This window comes from Serratia sp. ME47 (genome assembly GCF_903970925.1).
Taxonomy (GTDB): domain Bacteria; phylum Pseudomonadota; class Gammaproteobacteria; order Enterobacterales; family Enterobacteriaceae; genus Serratia; species Serratia ureilytica.
Window position 1 is genome coordinate 376,666 of sequence record NZ_CAJCKE010000001.1, and the last position, 17,792, is coordinate 394,457.

Genomic DNA, 17,792 nt, shown 5'->3' on the forward strand with positions numbered 1-17,792 from the left:
GATGGACAGTAAACTGTTAGATTATTACAACCGCGAGCTGGCCTATCTGCGTGAGATGGGCGCCGAGTTCGCCGAACAGTACCCGAAGGTCGCGGGCCGTCTCGGCATGCGCGGCATCGACGTGGCGGACCCTTATATCGAGCGTCTGATGGAGGGCTTCGCCTTCCTCACCTCGCGCGTGCAGCTGAAAATGGACGCCGAGTTCCCGCGCTTTTCTCAGCGCTTGCTGGAGATCATCTACCCCAACTACCTGTCGCCGACGCCGTCGATGGCGATCGCCGAGCTGCAGCCGGACAGCAGTAAAGGCGATATCAGCAACGGCTTCGTGGTGCCGCGCGGCACCATGATGGACAGCCAGACGCTGAAGAAAAGCGGCATCACCTGCAGTTACACCACGGCGCATGACGTCACGCTGCAGCCGGTGCGCATCGCCGGCGTCGAGCTGGGCGGCATTCCGGCCGATATTCCGCTGGCCTCGCTGGGGCTGCAGCACAGCGGCTGCGTCAGCGCGCTGCGCATTCGGCTCGAGTGCTACGAAAGCGTGACGCTCAACAACCTGCAGCTGGACCAATTGATGTTTTACCTGGCCGGGCCGGACATGCAGGCGCAACAGCTGCTGGAGTTGCTGATGCAGCACAGCGTCGGGCTTGTCTGCCAAACGGTGGAGGCTCAGCCGCAGCGGCGGGCGCTGGCGTTGGATGGGCTGCGACAGGAAGGCTTCGCCGCCGATCAGGCGCTGCTGCCCAACGATCTGCGCAACTTCGAAGGCTACCGGCTGCTGCAAGAATATTTCGCCTTCCCGGCGCGCTTCCAGTTCTTCAGCGTCAACGGCCTGCGCCCGCTGTTGCAAAGCGTGCGCGAAGGGAAAAAGGCGCTGCGCCAGTTCGAAATCGTGGTGCTGCTCGATAGGCACGACGCCGCGCTGGAACGGGTGGTCGACGTTGCCCATTTGGCGCTGCACTGCACGCCGGTGATCAACCTGTTTCCGAAAGTGGCCGAACGCATCGCGATCAACGAAAAGAACCACGAATACCATCTGGTGGTCGACAATATCCGGCCGCTGGATTACGAAGTGTTCTCGGTGCAGCGGCTCGGCGGCAGCGCCAGCGAAAAACGCTACGAGCAAGAGTTTCGGCCGTTTTACAGCACCCTGAGTGCGGACGATGGCAACTATGGCGCCTACTTCTCGCTGCGGCGCGAACAGCGCACGCTGTCGGAACACGCCCGCCGCTACGGCACCCGCACCGGTTATGCCGGTTCGGAAGTGTTCGTATCGCTGGTGGACGAACGGCAGTCGCCGTGGCACAGCGATCTGAAATACCTCACCGCCGACGTGCTGTGCACCAGCCGCGACCTGCCGTTGATGCTGTTGCAGCAGGATCAGGGCAATTTCGTGATGCCCGATTCAATCCCGATCAAGCAGGTCTCGCTGCGCAAAGGCCCTACGCCGCCGCGTCCGGCGCTGGCCGAAGGGATGATCACCTGGCGGTTGATCAGTCAGCTGCAGCTGAATTACCTCAGCATGATGGACGGCGATCCGGAACAGGGCGCTGCCAGCCTGCGCCAGCTGCTGGGGCTGTACGGCAACCTGAGCGAGCCGGCGATCGCTAAACAGATCCAGGGCGTGCGCCACTGCAACCTGCGGCCGGTCTATCGGCGAGTGCCTGAACCCGGCCCCATCGTGTTCGCGCGCGGCATCGCCATCGATCTGACGGTCGATGAGCAGGCGTTCTCCGGCAACAGTCCTTACCTGCTCGGCAGCGTGCTGGAGCGCCTGTTCTCGCGCCTGGTGGCGATGAACACCTTCACCGAGATGACGCTCTCCAGCCAGCAGCGCGGCGAGATCGCCCACTGGCAGGCGCGCATGGGCAAAAGGACGCTGATATGAGCGCGGAGATGATCGCTACCGAACTGGCACCGCCGCAGATCAACGCGCTGTATCGCCTGCCGGACGACTTCTGGCCGCGGCTGCGCAGCGCGCCTTACAAGCACGATCTGTTTCAATTGCTGCGGCGCATCGACGCCCAGGGCGGCCAGCCCTACCTGCTGGGGCGCGCGCCGCTGCCGCGCCACGAGATGCTGCGCCTGGGCCAGGAACCTTCGCTGTCGTTCGCGCCCTCCACGCTGGCGCAGGTGACGCCGCGCGCCAACAGCCCGCTGCACGACGTATCGATCTTCAGCTTCGGCCTGTTCGGCCCCAACGGACCGCTGCCGCTGCACCTGACCGAATACGTGCGCGAACGGGTGTACCACCATCAGGACACCACCCTGCTGGCGTTCACCAATCTGTTCCATCACCGGCTGACGCTGCTGTTTTACCGCGCCTGGGCCGACGCGCAGCCGACGGTATCGCTGGATCGCCCGGACAACCGGCGCTTCGACGAGTACCTGTCGAGCCTGATCGGCCTCGGCCAGCCGGCGCAGCAAGAGCGCGACAGCATCAACGCCCACGCGAAACATTTTATGGCCGGTCATCTGATTCGCCACAGCCGCGATCCGGAAGGCCTGAGCAAAATTTTGCAGCAGTATTTCAAGGTGCCGGTGCGCATCGTCGAAAACGTGCCGCACTGGCTGCGGGTGGAGCCGCGCGAGCAGGCGCGGCTCAAGGCCGGACGCGGCGCGCCGCGGCTCGGCGAGTCGGCCTTTCTCGGCATCGCGGTGCGGGATATCCAGCACAAATTCCGCATCGAGCTGGGGCCGATGCCGCAGCAGGACTATGACCGCTTTCTGCCCGGCGCCGATCTGTGCCGGCAACTGCGCGACTGGGTGCGCCAATACCTGGGCATCGAGTTCGTCTGGGAAGTGCGCCTGATCCTGGCGAAGGAACAGGCGCACGGCATCCAGCTCGGCGGCGCGCAGCGATTGGGCCTGAGCAGTTGGCTGGCCGACCATCGGCGACAGCGCGATCTCGACGATCTGATCTTCAGCCCTGAACCGCTGGAAAACCCGTTCTGACCCTATTTCGGCCGACGCCCGGCGGCGTCAGGCCACTCTAAGACCTGAGGAAAACCATGTCTGAAATCAGCCGCTCGGTATTATTCGGCAAACTGGATAGCCTGTTATTCACCTCTCTGGAAAGTGCGACGGCGTTTTGCAAGCTGCGCGGTAACCCCTACGTCGAATTGGCGCACTGGCTGCATCAGCTGATGCAATCGCCGGACGGCGATCTGCAGCAGATCGTTCGCCACTTCGCGCTGGACGAGGCGCAGCTGGCGCGCGACATCGTCGAGGCGCTCGATCGCCTGCCGCGCGGTGCCAGCGCCATCTCCGATCTGTCCGAGCACATCGACAGCGCGGTAGAACGCGCCTGGGTCTATGGCTCATTGAAGTTCGGCGCAGCGCGCATCCGCGGCGGCCACCTGCTGCTCGGCATCCTGAAAACCTACAGCCTGCGCCACCTGCTGAAGGCCATTTCCCCGCAGTTCGAGCGCATCAACGCCGATCTGCTGATGGAACAGTTCGCCGCCATTACCGCTCACTCGGCGGAAAACGCCCAGGATGCGGCGGCGCAAAGCGGCGCCGAGCCCCTGCCCGGCGCGGCGCGCAGCGGTGAAAGCGTGCTGGCGCAGTATGCCCAGGATCTGACCGCCAGAGCGCGCAACGGCGAGATCGACCCGGTGGCCGGCCGCGATGAAGAAATCCGACAAATCGTCGATATTCTGATGCGCCGTCGCCAGAACAACCCGCTGCTGACCGGCGAGGCCGGCGTCGGCAAAACCGCCGTGGTGGAAGGCCTGGCGCTGCGCATCGTGGCCGGCGACGTGCCGCCGCAGCTGCGCGACGTGAAGCTGTGCCTGCTGGACATCGGCATGCTGCAGGCCGGCGCCGGCGTCAAGGGCGAGTTTGAAAAACGGCTGCAGGCGGTGATCGACGAAGTGCAATCCAGCCCGACGCCGATCATCCTGTTTATCGACGAAATTCACACCCTGATCGGCGCCGGCGGCGCCCAGGGCACCGGCGACGCCGCCAACCTGCTGAAACCGGCATTGGCGCGCGGCCAACTGCGCACCATCGGCGCCACCACCTGGTCGGAATACAAGAAATACATCGAGAAGGATCCCGCGCTCACCCGCCGTTTCCAGGTGGTGCAGGTGCACGAACCGAGCGAAGACAAAGCGCTGCTGATGCTGCGCAGCACCGTCAGCCCGCTGGAGCAACACCACCGCGTGCTGCTGCTGGATGAAGCGGTGGACGCCGCGGTGCGGCTGTCCCATCGCTATATTCCGGCCCGCCAGTTGCCGGACAAGGCGGTGGCGCTGCTGGATACTGCCTGCGCGCGCGTGGCGGTCAGCCAACATGCCGAGCCCGCCCAGGTCGAAGACTGCCGCCACCGCATCGATGCGCTGCAGATAGAGTTGGATATCGCCCGCCGCGAGGCCAAGGTCGGCATCGGCGATCCCCTGCGCCCGCAGGAGATTGAAGCCCAATTGACCGCGCTGCGCCAGGAACTCGAACAGTTGACCGAGCGTTGGCAGCAGGAGCTGGCGCTGATCCAGCAGATCATCACGCTGCGCGCCCAACTGCACGCCCAAGAAGAGGCGAGCACCGACGAAGAGACGCAAACGCGCCCTGATGCCGACGCGCTGCGCGCCCAATTGGGCGAACTGCAGCAGCAGCTGAGCGCGCTGCAGGGCGAAGCGCCGCTGATCTTCGCCGCCGTCGACGCCAACATCGTGGCGGCGGTGGTGGCCGACTGGACCGGCATCCCACTGGGCCGCATGGTGAAAAACGAGATTGAAGCGGTGCTGCAGCTCTCCGACACCCTGAATCAGCGCGTCATCGGCCAACGCCATGCGCTGGATCTGATCGCCCGCCGGGTGCGCACCTCACGGGCGCGCCTGGACGATCCGAACAAACCGGTCGGGGTATTCCTGCTGGCCGGGCCCTCCGGCGTCGGCAAAACCGAAACCGCGCTGGCGCTGGCGGAAACCCTGTACGGCGGCGAGCAGAACGTCATCACCATCAACATGAGCGAATTCCAGGAGTCGCACACCGTTTCGACGCTGAAAGGCGCGCCGCCCGGCTATGTCGGCTACGGCGAGGGCGGCGTGTTGACCGAGGCGGTTCGCCGCCGTCCTTACAGCGTGGTGCTGTTGGACGAGATCGAAAAGGCGCACCCGGACGTACATGAAATCTTCTTCCAGGTGTTCGACAAGGGCTGGATGGAGGACGGCGAAGGCCGTCATATCGATTTCCGCAACACCATCATCATCCTGACCTCCAACGTCGGCACCGATCTGATCGCCGGGTTGTGCAGCGATCCGGAGCTGCTGCCGGAGCCGGAGGCGCTGAGCGGCGCGCTGCGCCAACCGCTGCTGTCGGTGTTCCCGGCCGCCTTGCTCGGCCGCCTGCTGGTGGTGCCGTATTACCCGCTGACCGACGCCACGCTGGGCAACATCGTGCGCCTGCAATTGGGCCGCATTCAGCGTCGCCTGGCGGAGAATCACGACATCGTCTGCACCTTCGACGACGCGGTCATCGAGCAGATCGTCAGCCGCTGCACCGAGGTGGAGTCCGGCGGCCGCATGGTCGACGCCATCCTGACCAACACCCTGCTGCCGCAGATCAGCCACACCCTGCTGACCGGCAGCGCCAACGACCAGCGCTATCGCCAGCTGCATATCGCGCTGCAGAACAACGAATTCATTTGTCAATTTCAGGCATAACGCCGCGGCCGCCGAGACGGCGGCCCTTTGAACACAGAGAGTCATCACTATGTCGGGAACCGGGATAACCAAACCGAATTCGAACAGCCTGCCGAGCGGCTATCGATTCAATGAATTCGAGATCCAGGAAGCGATCGGCGAAGGCGGCTTCGGCATCGTCTACCGCGCCTACGATCACCAACTGGAACGCACCATCGCCATCAAGGAGTACATGCCAACCTCGCTGGCGAAACGCAACGACGATCTCAGCATCGGGCTGCGCGGCGAACGCTTCGGCAAAACTTTCCAGGCCGGGCTGAACAGCTTTATTCAGGAGGCCCGTCTGCTGGCGCGCTTCTCGCATCCCGGTCTGCTGCACGTGTTGCGCTTCTGGGAAGAGAACGGCACCGCCTATATGGGCACCCAGTTTTACAGCGGCACCACGCTGAAAAACCTGCAGGCGCAGCAGCCGGAGAAAATCGACGAGGCGTGGATCCGTCGGCTGCTGCCGCCGCTGTTCAGCGCCATCAACACCATCCATCAGGAAGGCTATCTGCACCGCGACATTTCGCTGGATAACATCCAGATCCAGGAGAGCCAGCTGCCGGTGCTGCTGGACTTCGGGTCGGCGCGCAAAGAGATCGGCAACCTGTCGGACGAAACGGAGATCATGCTCAAACCGGGCTTCGCGCCGATCGAGCAGTACACCGAGAACAGCGACGGCGAACAAGGGCCGTGGACCGATATCTACGCGCTCGGCGCCGTGCTGCACACGCTGATCGTCGGTTCGCCGCCGCCGGTCAGCGTGGTGCGTAGCATCGAAGACAGCTACCAGCCGCTGACCGAGCGGCGCCCCGCCGGCTACTCGCCGGAGCTGCTGCGCACCGTCGATCGCGCGCTGGCGCTGAAGCCGGAAGACCGCCCGCAGACCATCGACGAAATGGCCGAGCTGTTGCATCTGCCGATCGCCGATGAAAACGAAATCATCAGCACCCCGGCCGCCGCGCCGGAGAACTTGCTGGTCGCCGCCAACCCGGCCGCCGCTGCGGCCGCAGCCGGCACCGTTACCGCGCGCGGCACCCAATTCTCGCGCCCGATGATGGCCGGCGCCGGCGTCGCCGCGCTGCTGGTGATCGGCGCGATCGCCTGGCTGAGCGGCGGCAAGGACGATGCCCAGGCCGTCGCTCAAAACAGCGAGGCGTCACCGGCGCAGAAAACCCTGACGGAGCAGCCGAGCGCGCCGCAAACCGCGCAGCCTGCGGCGGCGGAACCTGAAAAAGCAGCGCCGCCGGCGCAACCGGTGGCGTTGGTGTACTTCAAACTGCAACCGGGTGAGCAGGTCAGCCTCGACGGCAAGCCGCAGCAGGTGACGCCGGGCGAAAACGGCTTCGCCAGCCTGAACCTGGCGCCGGGCCGCTATCAGCTGGAGATCCGTCACAACGATCGGCTCCGCCGCCAGCAGCTCAGCATCGACACCGCCGGCACCTGGCTGGTCAACCCGGCCACTGCCGGCTAATCCCGTTCTGAAACTCCGCCTCGGCGGGGTTTCCCCTATTTCATGAGACTGACGAGCAACTGCCCCCTTATTGGCCGCGCGGCAAGGCCGCTGCAACGCCGGAGTATGCAGGGCATGACGTCAATCACAGAGGACGTTCTCATGTTGGATCGCATTATTGCGCACACGCCGCTGGGCCAGGAGCAACTGCTGTTTCGCTCGCTGGACGGTATCGAAGCGCTTTCCACTCCTTTCGACTTCTCTATTGAATTGCTGAGCACCGACGCGCGCCTCGATCGCAAAGCGCTGCTCGGCCAACCGCTGACGCTGGAAATTCCGACCCAGGGCTTTCTCAGCGCCCCGCGTTACCTGAACGGTAAGATCACCGCCATCGCCGTCAGCAGCGAAGAGATCGGCGGCACGCGCTACGCGGTGTACAACCTGCACGTGCAGCCGGATCTGTGGCCGATGACCAAAGACCGCAATTTCCGCATCTTCCAGGAACAGACGGTGCCGCAGATCGTCAAGACCCTGCTGGCGGAGCACAACGTGCAGTTGGAAGATCAGCTGACCGGCGACTATCGTCTGTGGGGCTACTGCGTGCAGTACAACGAAAGCAGCTTCAACTTCATCAGCCGCCTGATGGAGCAGGAGGGCATCTATTACTATTTCAAACACGAAATGGGCAAACACACGCTGGTGCTCGGGGACGCCCCCCACCATCACCAGCCCTATCCCGGCTATGAGATGATCCCCTACCACCTGACGCCGTCGGGCGGCAGCACCAGCGAGGAAGGCATCAGCCAGTGGACGTTGTCCGATCGCGTCACGCCGGGCATCTACAGCCTGGACGACTACGATTTCCGCAAACCGAACGCCTGGCTGTTCCAGGCGCGGCAAAACCCGGTCTCGCCGACGCCGGGGCAAATCGACGTTTACGACTGGCCGGGCCGCTATACCGAGCATCAGCAGGGGGAGTTCTACGCCCGCGTGCGCCAGGAAGCCTGGCAGGCAGAACATCAACAGATCCGAGGCACCGCAACCGCCATGGGCATCGCCCCCGGCAGTACCTTCACGCTGTATAACGCCCCGCATGCCGACGACAATCGCGAATATCTGACGCTGCAGGCCAGCTACCATCTGAAAGAGAATCGCTACGCCAGCGGCGACGATCAGAGCAGCGAACACCGCATCGACTTCATCGTCCTGCCGGCGGACGTGCCCTGGCACCCGCCGCAGCAGGCTACCTGGCCGAAAACCCACGGACCGCAGACCGCCCGGGTGGTCGGCCCGGCCGGCGAATCGATTTGGACCGACAAATACGGCCGTATCAAGGTGAAGTTCCACTGGGATCGCTTCGGGCCGAAAGACGACTGCAGCTCCTGCTGGGTGCGCGTCTCCAGCGCCTGGGCCGGCCAAGGCTACGGCGGCGTGCAGATCCCGCGCGTGAACGACGAAGTGGTCGTGGACTTTATCAACGGCGATCCGGATCGGCCGATCGTCACCGGGCGCGTCTATAACGAAGCCAGCATGCCGCCGTGGGCGCTGCCGGCCGCCGCCACCCAGATGGGCTTTATGAGCCGCACCAAGGACGGCACCGCCGACAACGCCAACGCCCTGCGTTTCGAAGACAAGGCCGGCGCCGAACAGGTGTGGATCCAGGCGGAGCGCAACATGGACACCCAGGTGAAAAACGATGAAAGCCACACCATCGCTAACGACCACACGCATCTGGTGGGCGGTAACCAGATCAAACGGGTGGTGCTCAATCAGGCGACCGGCGTCAAAGGCGAATCCTCCGCGCTGACCGGCAAAACGCGCAGCGACGCAGTGGTCAATGCCTTTACCCTCGGCTCCGGCGAATCGCTGCGGCTCGAGTGCGGCGAAAGCGTGATCGAACTGCTGGCGGACGGCCAAATCAACATCACCGGCACCAGTTTCAATATCACGGTAAAAGAGGATGGCGCGATCAACACCGGCGGCCAGCTGGATCTCAACCAGCCTGGCGGCGCCGCACGCACCGCCGCACCGGGCGGTGGCCATCAGGCGGCAATCCAGAGCGCCGTCGATCAGCTGTTCCCGAACGAGTAGGTAATTGGTACGCCGGGAAAGCCGGTTAACGCCGCCCCTCGGGCGGCGGCAGCGGCGCCAGCATCTATCACGCAAAATGCTCAATCGACAACAAAACCCGGCAGAATTGATAATCGGGTTGTTGAATCGGTCATGGCCACTGAAGGGAGTGCTGGAGAACAAGGTGGGCGCCGTGAGTTATACGGATTCAGAAAAGGAAATGGCAATGCTTATGACAAAATCCTTGCTGCTCGTAACCAATACGGCCAAGGCAGCGCTGAAGAGTTTGAGGAAGTATCCAAAGCAATGAGCGCATCAGCGAAGTCTGCAGGTGCACTGAACTTTTCTGATCCAGGAAAACAAGGGGCAATAACTTCATTGGCACATATGCGTGGCTCATCTGGCGCACAAGCGATCCTGAACTCCATGGAGTCCGGACGAATAGTTAAGGCTGATACCTTAACGTCGGAGGCAATAGCCAAAATTGAAAGTATGTCGGCGGAAAGCTTTCAGGATAATTTACTTAAAGCTCGGGTAGAATACGATAGAGCAATATATGGAGATACCATCACGACGCAGGGTGGTAAACAGTACAACTGGTGGGCACGTTATGGTAATGGCCTTCAAAAGCGGTATGCCCGGGAAGCAGAAGAATTTTTAAAATTATCAAACGAGTGATTTATGTTCAAAAAAATCTTATTACCTACATTGTTTGCTGCTTCTTTGCTTTGCTCCATTGAATCCACATCAGCGATAGACCTGTTACAATATAACAAAACCAACACAGTAAGCGGGCTGGTCAACGATAAAGCGGTCACTGACAATCTTAAAAGCATACTGGGTCAAGACTATGAAAAGTACATCAACAACTTTGATGTGTTCGGTGAACCTCATTCAACCCCAGGTGGTGGGTTATTTGTTGAAGGGTGGCTAAAAGATCTTTATCTGGAAAATGCCTCTGCTCTGGTCATCAATCCCGATGGGAAAATTTATGCCGCCTGGGTTGTACCTGATTCTGATATCATAAATTACAAATCATCTGATAAAGATTCCCCTATTAATAATGATATTCTGCATTGGGCTGCACGCTTCAAAGACATGCATTTTTCCTCAGACAGCAAAAGAAATAAGGTGAGGACTGAGGAAGAATACTTTGACACACAGTCATTCTCTATCAAGCTCATGACTGTTTGCATCAGTAAAGGAAACTGTAATGATGCTACTTATTATGGAGAGCGTAAAAAAGATGGTGCTGCTGTAACTTTGCAGGGAAAAGTGACACGTGCTGATTGCAATACAGCCCCATGCCCAATAATCAGTTATGAGTTTAAAAATGCATCGACGACCTACATGCTCAGTAAAATTGATAACACACTGACAGTTATAAAGAACGGTAAGATATTAATGAATCAAAAAGGAACTTGGGGGAAATAGCCACCACAACCGCCACCGAGTGATTCCAAGGCACTTGATTCCAAGGCGCTAAAGTGAGACTTGGCCTATCTACCTACACCGTATAGATATCAAACGGCCTATACGTCAGTGCGAGTGACACTCCCTCCTCTTGTCACCGCTCCTAAACCGAACAGGAATGACAATCACAGGCTGAATCGATATCCCCTATCGATTCAGCCTTCTTTATCATTTCCCCTTCACCACTTTTTCACCGTCTGGTAAATCTCGAGGTCGAAATAGCCGTCGGCCTCGCAATCGTTGAGATAGTGTTCGTAGCTCACCCCCTCAACCGGCTGATAGCCGCTGGCCGGCAGCAGCTTCTGGTAGAACTCGCCCCACACCCGCTCGAAATCGCCATCGCTGATGCGTACGCGGTAAACCGCGTACTGCCCAGCGGGCAGCGTCTGCACGGTCACGCCCGCGCTGCCCGTCGGCAGCGCGAAATCGTCCGCCACGCTCATCACCACGTCGGCGCGCAGCTTTTCCGGCGCCACTTCTGCCGGATCGTCCCAGTACAACACCAGCCATTTGCCGAACGGCACGTCGTGGCGCTGCCGCCATGCCAGCAGTTGCTGCGAACCCTGCGGGATGGTCTGCGGATACGGCCCCACCACTCTTACCCCCACCACCTTCTCCGCCGCCTTATCGATAATCCTCACGCTCATCGCCCTTCCCCCTCTCAGTGTCTCAGGCACCGATTTCGGTACGCACGTCCAGCAGTTCGGGGAAAAAGGTCAGGTCCAACGCCTTTTTCAGGAAGCTGACGCCGCTGGAACCGCCGGTGCCCGACTTAAAGCCGATGATCCGCTCCACCGTTTTCATATGGCGGAAACGCCACAGATGGAAACTCTCTTCGATATCCACCAGCTTCTCCGCCATTTCATACGCTTCCCAATAGGTCTGCGGGTTGTCGTAGATCACTTTGAACGCCGGCAGCAGATCCGGGTTGCGCTGATAGGGCTGCGTCCAGTCGCGCTTGAGGCACTCCTGCGGGATCGGCAAACCGTGGCGCGCCAGGTACAGCAAGTATTCGTCGTACAGGCTCGGCGCTTCGAGGATCGCCTTCAGCGCCGCGTGTTTTTCCGCATCGCTGCTGAACACCGCCAGCATGGCGGCGTTCTTGTTGCCGAGCAGAAACTCGATTGACCGGTATTGATGCGACTGGAAGCCCGACGAACTGCCCAACACATCGCGAAACTCGACGTATTCCGACGGCGTCAGCGTTTCCAGCACCGCCCACTGTTCGAACAGCAGCCGCTGGATCTGTTTGACGCGCGCGAGAATTTTAAAACAGTGGCTGAGTTTGTCCTGCTGCACCAGCCGCAGCGCGGCCTGTAGCTCGTGCAGCATCAGCTTCATCCACAGTTCGGAGGTTTGGTGCTGTATCACGAACAGCATTTCATCATGATGCGGCGGATTGGAGAGCGGGTGCTGGCAGTCCAGCAGTTGGTCCAGGCACAGGTAGTCGCCATAGCTCATGCGTTTGGAAAAATCGGTGACAATCGCGCTTTCTAATTCCCGTTTGTTCATCTGTGATCTCCGTTGCGCCCAGCGCCCCATCGGCCTGGAACGTGCCGCAAAGAGAAAACAATAGTACAGAACCCGCCGCCCCGAAGGGCGATAAACGAGAGATGCTTCGCAGATCTCACTCATCCGCGTCACCCCATGGCCGCCGCCCTTTGCTGTTTAGTAAACAACCAGCCCTGCGCCTGACGACTCTCACAAATGCGCAATCCCGTGCGGGTTTCGCCCCGGTTGCGGCTTGCCTGCGCCCGCCTTCCCTTATAGATTGCAGGCTAACGGCAGGCAGCAAGGGATCGGCAAATGGCAAATATTCGTGATGTCGCGCGGTTGGCCGGCGTGTCCATCAGCAGCGTGTCGAACCTGCTGAATAATCGCAGCCACCAGATGAGTGCACAGACCCGTCAGCGCATCGAACAGGCGATGGACACCCTGGGCTATCGTCCGGCGCGCACCGCAGTGAACCTCGCGCCACAGGCGAAGATCATCGGCCTGCTGCTGCCGTCGATCGTTAACCCGAGTTTTTCGGCGCTGGCGCACGCCGTCGACAGCGCGGCGCGCGCTCACCGCTACCGCGTCTTGCTCGGCAACGCCTACCGGCAGGAACAGGAGGAAGCCGCGTTTATCGACGATATGTTTCTGCATGGCGTGCGCGGCATCATCGTGGCGGCGAGCGACATCCGCCAGACCCATTTTGTCCGAGCGGCCGAGCGGGGCATGAAGATCGTCAGCTATGACAGCCCGTTCGCCGAGCCGATGGCCGCCGACAGCCGGTTGTTCGACAGCGTGTCGATGGACAATCTCGCCGCCGGGCGTCTGGCCGCGCAGCACCTGCTCGAACGCGGCTGCCGACATATCGTGTTCGCCACCGAAGCGGCGCTGACCGTGGGGCGCAGCCACAAGATCGACGGTTTTCTGAGTGCGCTGGGGCACAACTTGAGCGAACGCCAACGGGTGATCGAAGGCAAAGCCACCAGCGCCTACGGCGACACGGAGATGTTCGAATTGGGGCTGACGCTGGCATCCCGCATCCTCGAGCTGACGCCGCGCCCGGACGGCATCGTGGCGATTAACGATGCGCTGGGCATCGGGCTGATGGTGGGGCTGCGCGCCGCCGGCGTCCAGGTGCCAGCAGAGATTTCGGTGGTCGGCATCGACAATATCGCGCTTGCCGGCCTGGCCGAACCGGGGTTGACGTCGATCGGCCCGCCGCTGGCCGAGATGGCGCAGCTGATGGTCGAACGCCTGATCGGCCGCATCAACAATGATTCACAACCGCCCGGCGAGTTTCTCTTCCCGCCGACGGTCATCAGTCGGCGTTCCGTCAAAACCGCCGGTTAATACGGTAAAAACGGCTTACCCAGACGATGCGCAGCCGGCATCGTCCGGCTCGCCGCAGCCAAAATCAGAAAAAACAGCGTCGTCGCAATAAATAAACGGCGCGACGCTTTATGCACGCAACGTCGTTATTCAGCACGCCGCTCATGACTTTGGGCCGGGCCGCTATTATTCCGATTAACCACATGGGAAAAACCATGATGAAAAAAACAATGCCAAAGGATATTGAACGCAGCGCCATCAGGAAATTGACGCTGCATATTGTCCCCCTCATGATCTTGTTGTATTTCCTGGCCTTTCTCGACCGCAACAATATGGCCTACGCCGCCAAAGCGTTGGAAGATAATCTGGGATTGACCGCCTCGGCTTTCGGCTTCGCTTCCGGAATTTTCTTTATCGGCTATTTCCTGTTTGAAATACCCAGCAACGCCGGCACCATTAAATTCGGCCCGCGCATCTGGTTCGCCAGAATATTAATTTCCTGGGGCATCTTCGCGACCCTGCTCGGTTTTGTGCGCACGCCGCTGGAGCTGTATATTTGCCGTTTTATGCTGGGCGTGTGCGAGGCCGGTTTCTTTCCCTCGGTGGTGTATTACTTCACGGTCTTCTTCCCGGAAAAATACCGCACCAAAATTCTCGGCATGTTCATCATCGTCCAGCCGCTGTCCAACGCGGTCGGCTCGCCGATTTCCGGCTTTATTCTCAATATTCAGCATGACTGGTTCGGCTTCGCCCCCTGGCAGCTGCTGTTCATCCTCGAAGGGCTGCCGCCGATCGTCATCGGCCTGCTGATCCCCTTCCTGATCAAGAATTCGCCCAAGGACGTCGGTTATCTGAACGTGGAGGAAAAAGCCTGGCTGATGAGCAACGCCGGCCGCTCCAAATCCGGCTCAAAAATCACGCTGGGCGACTTCCTCAAGGGCATTAAAAACAGAAAGTACCTGCTCTACGCGCTGCTCAACTTCGGCATGGTATGCGGCATTTACGGCTTCGGCACCTGGCTGCCGTCGATCATCAGCGCCATTTCCGGCAGCGATATCTTTCGCGTCAGCCTGCTGGCGCTCATTCCCTACGGCCTGGCCGCGCTGCTGGTGTATCCGTGGAGCCTGTGGGCCAGCAAAACCAAAAAGCTCGGCGTGTTCGCCGGCCTCAGCATGGTGCTTGCCGCCATCGGCCTGATGGGCGCGGTGACGTTTTTTAAATACGACCCGTTCGTCGCGCTGTCGTTCCTGTGCATTGCCGCCATCGGCATCTACACCGCCGTGCCGCCGTTCTTATCCATGCCCGCCAATATCTCCACCGGCGCGGCCGCGGCCGCCGGGCTGGCGGTGGTGAGCTGCATCGGCAATATCGGCGGTTTTGTCGCCCCCTATGCGGTGGGCGTGCTGAACGATCTGACCGGCAGCAGCGCGCCGGGGCTGTTTTTCCTGGCCTCGTGCCTGCTGGCGACCGGTTTGATCTGCATTTTCTACTGCGCCAAACAGCGTGAAGGCGTCATCAATTCTTAACGAACCAATAAGGAGTCAATCATGGGCGATCTTGCGGGCAAAAAGGTCTTTATCACCGGGGCGGAACAGGGCATCGGCCGCGCCACCGCAGAGCGGCTGATCAAGGCCGGGTGCGACATCTATTTTCACTACCACAGCGACGAAAGCGGCCCCAAGGCGCTGGTGGCGCTGGCCCATTCACTCGGACAAAAGGCCGCCTACGGCTACGCCGATCTCATCGACACCGACGAAACGCTGCGCTGCGTCTCGGCCGGCGCCGAGTTTCTCGGCGGCATCGATATTCTGATCAATAACGTCGGCGGCATCGTCGGGCGCAAATGGCTGGGCGAGATCGATCGCGCCTTCTGGCAAACCGTGATCGACGTAAACATGACCACCATGCTGAACGTGACCCAGAGCGCGCTGCCGCACCTGAAGGCGGCGCCGAACGGCGCCAGCATCATCAACCTGGCCTCGCTGGCAGGCCGCGCCGGCGGGCACGCCGGCTCGCTGGTCTATTCCGCCACCAAGGGCGCGGTGCTCACCTGGACGCGCTCGCTGGCGGCGGAGCTGGGCGAGCACGGCATCCGGGTGAACGCGGTGGCGCCCGGCCTGATCCTCGGCACCCGCTTTCATAATCGCCATACCACCCAGGCATCGGCGGAGGAAACCGTTCGCGCCATCCCGCTGGGCCGCGCAGGCACGCCGGACGACGTGGCCCGCGCCATCGCTTTCCTGGCGGCGGAATACGACGGCTTCATCTCCGGCGCCACTCTCGACATCAACGGCGGCATCTTCCGCATGTAGTTCAGCTGCGGGCGGCACAGCCGCCCCCTATTCAGGAATCGCTTTATGATCAAATCCGCCATCACTCACCCGCCGCTGCTCGCCGCGCTGGCGCAATGCGGGCATAAAACCCAGGTGCTGATCGCCGACGGCAATTACGCCTGCGTGACGCACGCGCCGAAAGACGCCACCGTGGTCTATCTGAACCTGGCGCCCGGCACGCTCGCCGCCCCGCCAATCCTGGAAAAACTGCTGGCCTGCATCAACGTGGAAAGCGCGGCGCTGATGGCCTGCCCGCCGGACTTCACCAACACTATCGAAGCCGAATACCGGCAACTGCTGCCAGAACATTGCCCGATCGAGCACCTGCCGCGCGAGGCGTTTTACGCCGCGGTCAAATCGGATCGGACGCTGCTGGTGATCGCCTCCGGCGAACGGCGCCGCTTCGCCAATCTGCTGCTGACGGTGGCGCCGGTGGTGTGAAAGAGGTAGAGGGTGTGAGGGATAAAATGAGGGGGCCAGCCCCCTCATGCCGTTACAGGTCAGCGACCCACTTCTCCAGTTCCCCCGCACGTTCCGCATCGATATAGCTGGTGGCCCAGCCAAACAGGTAAGCGAAGGCGAAAATGCCCACCGTCGACGACACCAGCGTCGGCGCGAAAAACGCGGCGATAGCGGAGAGCGTATACCCTGCGCCGATCGACAACCCGAGCGCTTCGAGCTGGTTGCGGAACGCTTTCCAGTTGCCGGTTGAGAAACCTTCAATCGCGGCGTTTACCAGATCCGCGCCCTTGATCGCCCAGTCCACCCCGGTGAAGACCTTGCCCAATACCCGCGCATTGCGGGCATACTGTTCCGCATCGATCATTTTCAGCCAGGCGACAATCGCCGCTTTGTCCTGCGCCTTGAGCTTTTTGTTCAAGCCCTTCGTCAATTGCTCGTAGGTTTTCTCCGCATCTTGCACGTTGCGGATATATTTTCCTTGAATTCCCGCCTCCAAATCCTTGGCGAGTTTGGCGTATTTCGCGCCGATATTTTCCGCGATATCTTTATTGATACCTGCGGCCAGGCTGACGCCATCCTTGATGGCTTTTAATTCCGCATTTTGATATTCGACGAATTCCTTAACGATCGTTTTTACCGAGCCGGGTGATTTTACCGGCTTGCCGTTGGCATATTTCACCTCCATGGCATTCAGGTTATCCCCTCTCACCACGGCGATAAACGCGGGCCGGTTCTTATTGGCCTTATAGTAGAGGCTGTAGGTCGCCACTCCGTCTTGCTTTTCCACCTTCAAATGATGAAAACCGTAGTAACTCCCGGTCGTGCGGGTCGTCGAGAATTCACCGGTTTTGCCGTTGCCATGCCAGCCGCTGACGGGCCGATCGCGATGCGAGTCTGTCACGAAACTGCCTAACGAAGAGGCGCCGACCTGCCCGGCATTCAGGCCATTGTTGCCGCCTTTGCCAGGGGGTGAGGGCTTGCGCGCATGGCCGGTTTCGATATCCCCGATCGCCACTGTCCCCCCCTTGGCGTTGACCCCCATCACCAGCCCCCCCAGGCCAATGTGCTTCGCCTGCTCGGCCGTCAAACCGGTGGCGGAAAGGCTCAGCGTGCCGGATGAGCTGACGCTTTCAATATGCAATTTCGCATCCGGATTAATTCTGCGCGCCGCCTTAATCACCGCCTCCAGCTTCATGCGCAGCGCCGGATCGTTTTGGATCGCCGCTATCTGTTGCTGTTCCGGGCTGTTGCCAACGCCGGCGCCGCCGCGATCGCGATCGCCGGAATGGCCTTTATCGCCGCCCCCCGGCTCAGGGCCCGTACCGCGTTCAGAACTCCAGTTAGTTCCATCTCCTTTACCACCATAATTAAATCCAGGCATATGCTTTCATCCTTATTTCGTTTTATTTTTAAGATGCCGATATTCTCGTTTAACGCGGATTGACACGCGCATTATCCCTATCGGCAAACCGTTTTTAGCTGCCCGTCATT

14 protein-coding genes are annotated in these 17,792 nt (G+C 60.7%); 11 read left to right on the forward strand and 3 right to left on the reverse strand.

Annotated elements, in window-relative coordinates; translation table 11 throughout:
* The first annotated feature begins 1 nt into the window (after position 1).
* The 7 genes from tssF to H7A77_RS01965 all read left to right on the forward strand — a co-directional run bounded on the left by tssF (position 2) and on the right by H7A77_RS01965 (position 10,644).
* Positions 2-1,888 (forward strand): type VI secretion system baseplate subunit TssF, encoded by a 1,887-nt coding sequence (gene tssF, locus H7A77_RS01935; protein ID WP_033643563.1) that lies wholly within the window; start codon positions 2-4, stop codon positions 1,886-1,888.
* Positions 1,885-2,955 (forward strand): type VI secretion system baseplate subunit TssG, encoded by a 1,071-nt coding sequence (tssG, locus tag H7A77_RS01940; protein WP_147880000.1) that lies wholly within the window; start codon positions 1,885-1,887, stop codon positions 2,953-2,955. Before tssF ends, tssG begins: the two co-directional genes overlap by 4 nt.
* A 56-nt stretch (positions 2,956-3,011) precedes the next feature.
* Positions 3,012-5,666 carry a type VI secretion system ATPase TssH gene (tssH, locus tag H7A77_RS01945; RefSeq protein WP_033643564.1) on the forward strand — a complete coding sequence of 885 codons (2,655 nt, stop codon included), beginning with the start codon at positions 3,012-3,014 and terminating at the stop codon, positions 5,664-5,666.
* A gap of 49 nt (positions 5,667-5,715) precedes the next feature.
* Positions 5,716-7,161, forward strand: coding sequence for a serine/threonine-protein kinase (locus tag H7A77_RS01950; protein WP_099786046.1), 1,446 nt, complete (start codon positions 5,716-5,718; stop codon positions 7,159-7,161).
* A gap of 141 nt (positions 7,162-7,302) precedes the next feature.
* Complete coding sequence (locus H7A77_RS01955) at positions 7,303-9,231, forward strand: type VI secretion system Vgr family protein (RefSeq protein WP_182073751.1); 1,929 nt, start codon at positions 7,303-7,305, stop codon at positions 9,229-9,231.
* A gap of 132 nt (positions 9,232-9,363) precedes the next feature.
* A complete protein-coding gene (locus H7A77_RS01960; RefSeq protein WP_182073752.1) occupies positions 9,364-9,888 on the forward strand; it encodes a hypothetical protein in 525 nt (174 codons plus the stop codon).
* 3 nt (positions 9,889-9,891) lie between these two features.
* Positions 9,892-10,644 carry a hypothetical protein gene (locus tag H7A77_RS01965; RefSeq protein ID WP_033643567.1) on the forward strand — a complete coding sequence of 251 codons (753 nt, stop codon included), beginning with the start codon at positions 9,892-9,894 and terminating at the stop codon, positions 10,642-10,644.
* A gap of 218 nt (positions 10,645-10,862) precedes the next feature.
* Here the strand turns inward: H7A77_RS01965 and sbmC are convergent, their stop codons facing one another.
* Together sbmC and kynA are read right to left on the reverse strand one after the other, a co-directional pair.
* Complete coding sequence (sbmC, locus tag H7A77_RS01970; protein WP_108681006.1) at positions 10,863-11,330, reverse strand: DNA gyrase inhibitor SbmC; 468 nt, start codon at positions 11,328-11,330, stop codon at positions 10,863-10,865.
* Positions 11,331-11,352: 22 nt separating this feature from the next.
* Positions 11,353-12,195 (reverse strand): tryptophan 2,3-dioxygenase, encoded by an 843-nt coding sequence (kynA, locus tag H7A77_RS01975; protein WP_033643569.1) that lies wholly within the window; start codon positions 12,193-12,195, stop codon positions 11,353-11,355.
* Positions 12,196-12,489: 294 nt separating this feature from the next.
* On the opposite strand from kynA, the gene H7A77_RS01980 reads away from it, so the two are divergent.
* From H7A77_RS01980 to H7A77_RS01995, 4 genes are all read left to right on the forward strand, one after another.
* Complete coding sequence (locus H7A77_RS01980) at positions 12,490-13,527, forward strand: LacI family DNA-binding transcriptional regulator (protein WP_108681008.1); 1,038 nt, start codon at positions 12,490-12,492, stop codon at positions 13,525-13,527.
* A gap of 269 nt (positions 13,528-13,796) precedes the next feature.
* The gene (locus tag H7A77_RS01985; protein WP_232092545.1) at positions 13,797-15,032 is read left to right on the forward strand and encodes an MFS transporter; all 1,236 of its coding nucleotides are present in this window, start codon (positions 13,797-13,799) and stop codon (positions 15,030-15,032) included.
* A 21-nt stretch (positions 15,033-15,053) separates the two neighbouring features.
* The gene (locus H7A77_RS01990; RefSeq protein WP_042784898.1) at positions 15,054-15,818 is read left to right on the forward strand and encodes an SDR family NAD(P)-dependent oxidoreductase; all 765 of its coding nucleotides are present in this window, start codon (positions 15,054-15,056) and stop codon (positions 15,816-15,818) included.
* Positions 15,819-15,863: 45 nt separating this feature from the next.
* A complete protein-coding gene (locus H7A77_RS01995; RefSeq protein WP_033643572.1) occupies positions 15,864-16,280 on the forward strand; it encodes an RbsD/FucU domain-containing protein in 417 nt (138 codons plus the stop codon).
* A gap of 52 nt (positions 16,281-16,332) precedes the next feature.
* On the opposite strand, the gene H7A77_RS25700 is transcribed toward H7A77_RS01995, so the two are convergent.
* The gene (locus H7A77_RS25700; protein WP_182073753.1) at positions 16,333-17,682 is read right to left on the reverse strand and encodes a colicin-like pore-forming protein; all 1,350 of its coding nucleotides are present in this window, start codon (positions 17,680-17,682) and stop codon (positions 16,333-16,335) included.
* Positions 17,683-17,792: the final 110 nt, after the last annotated feature.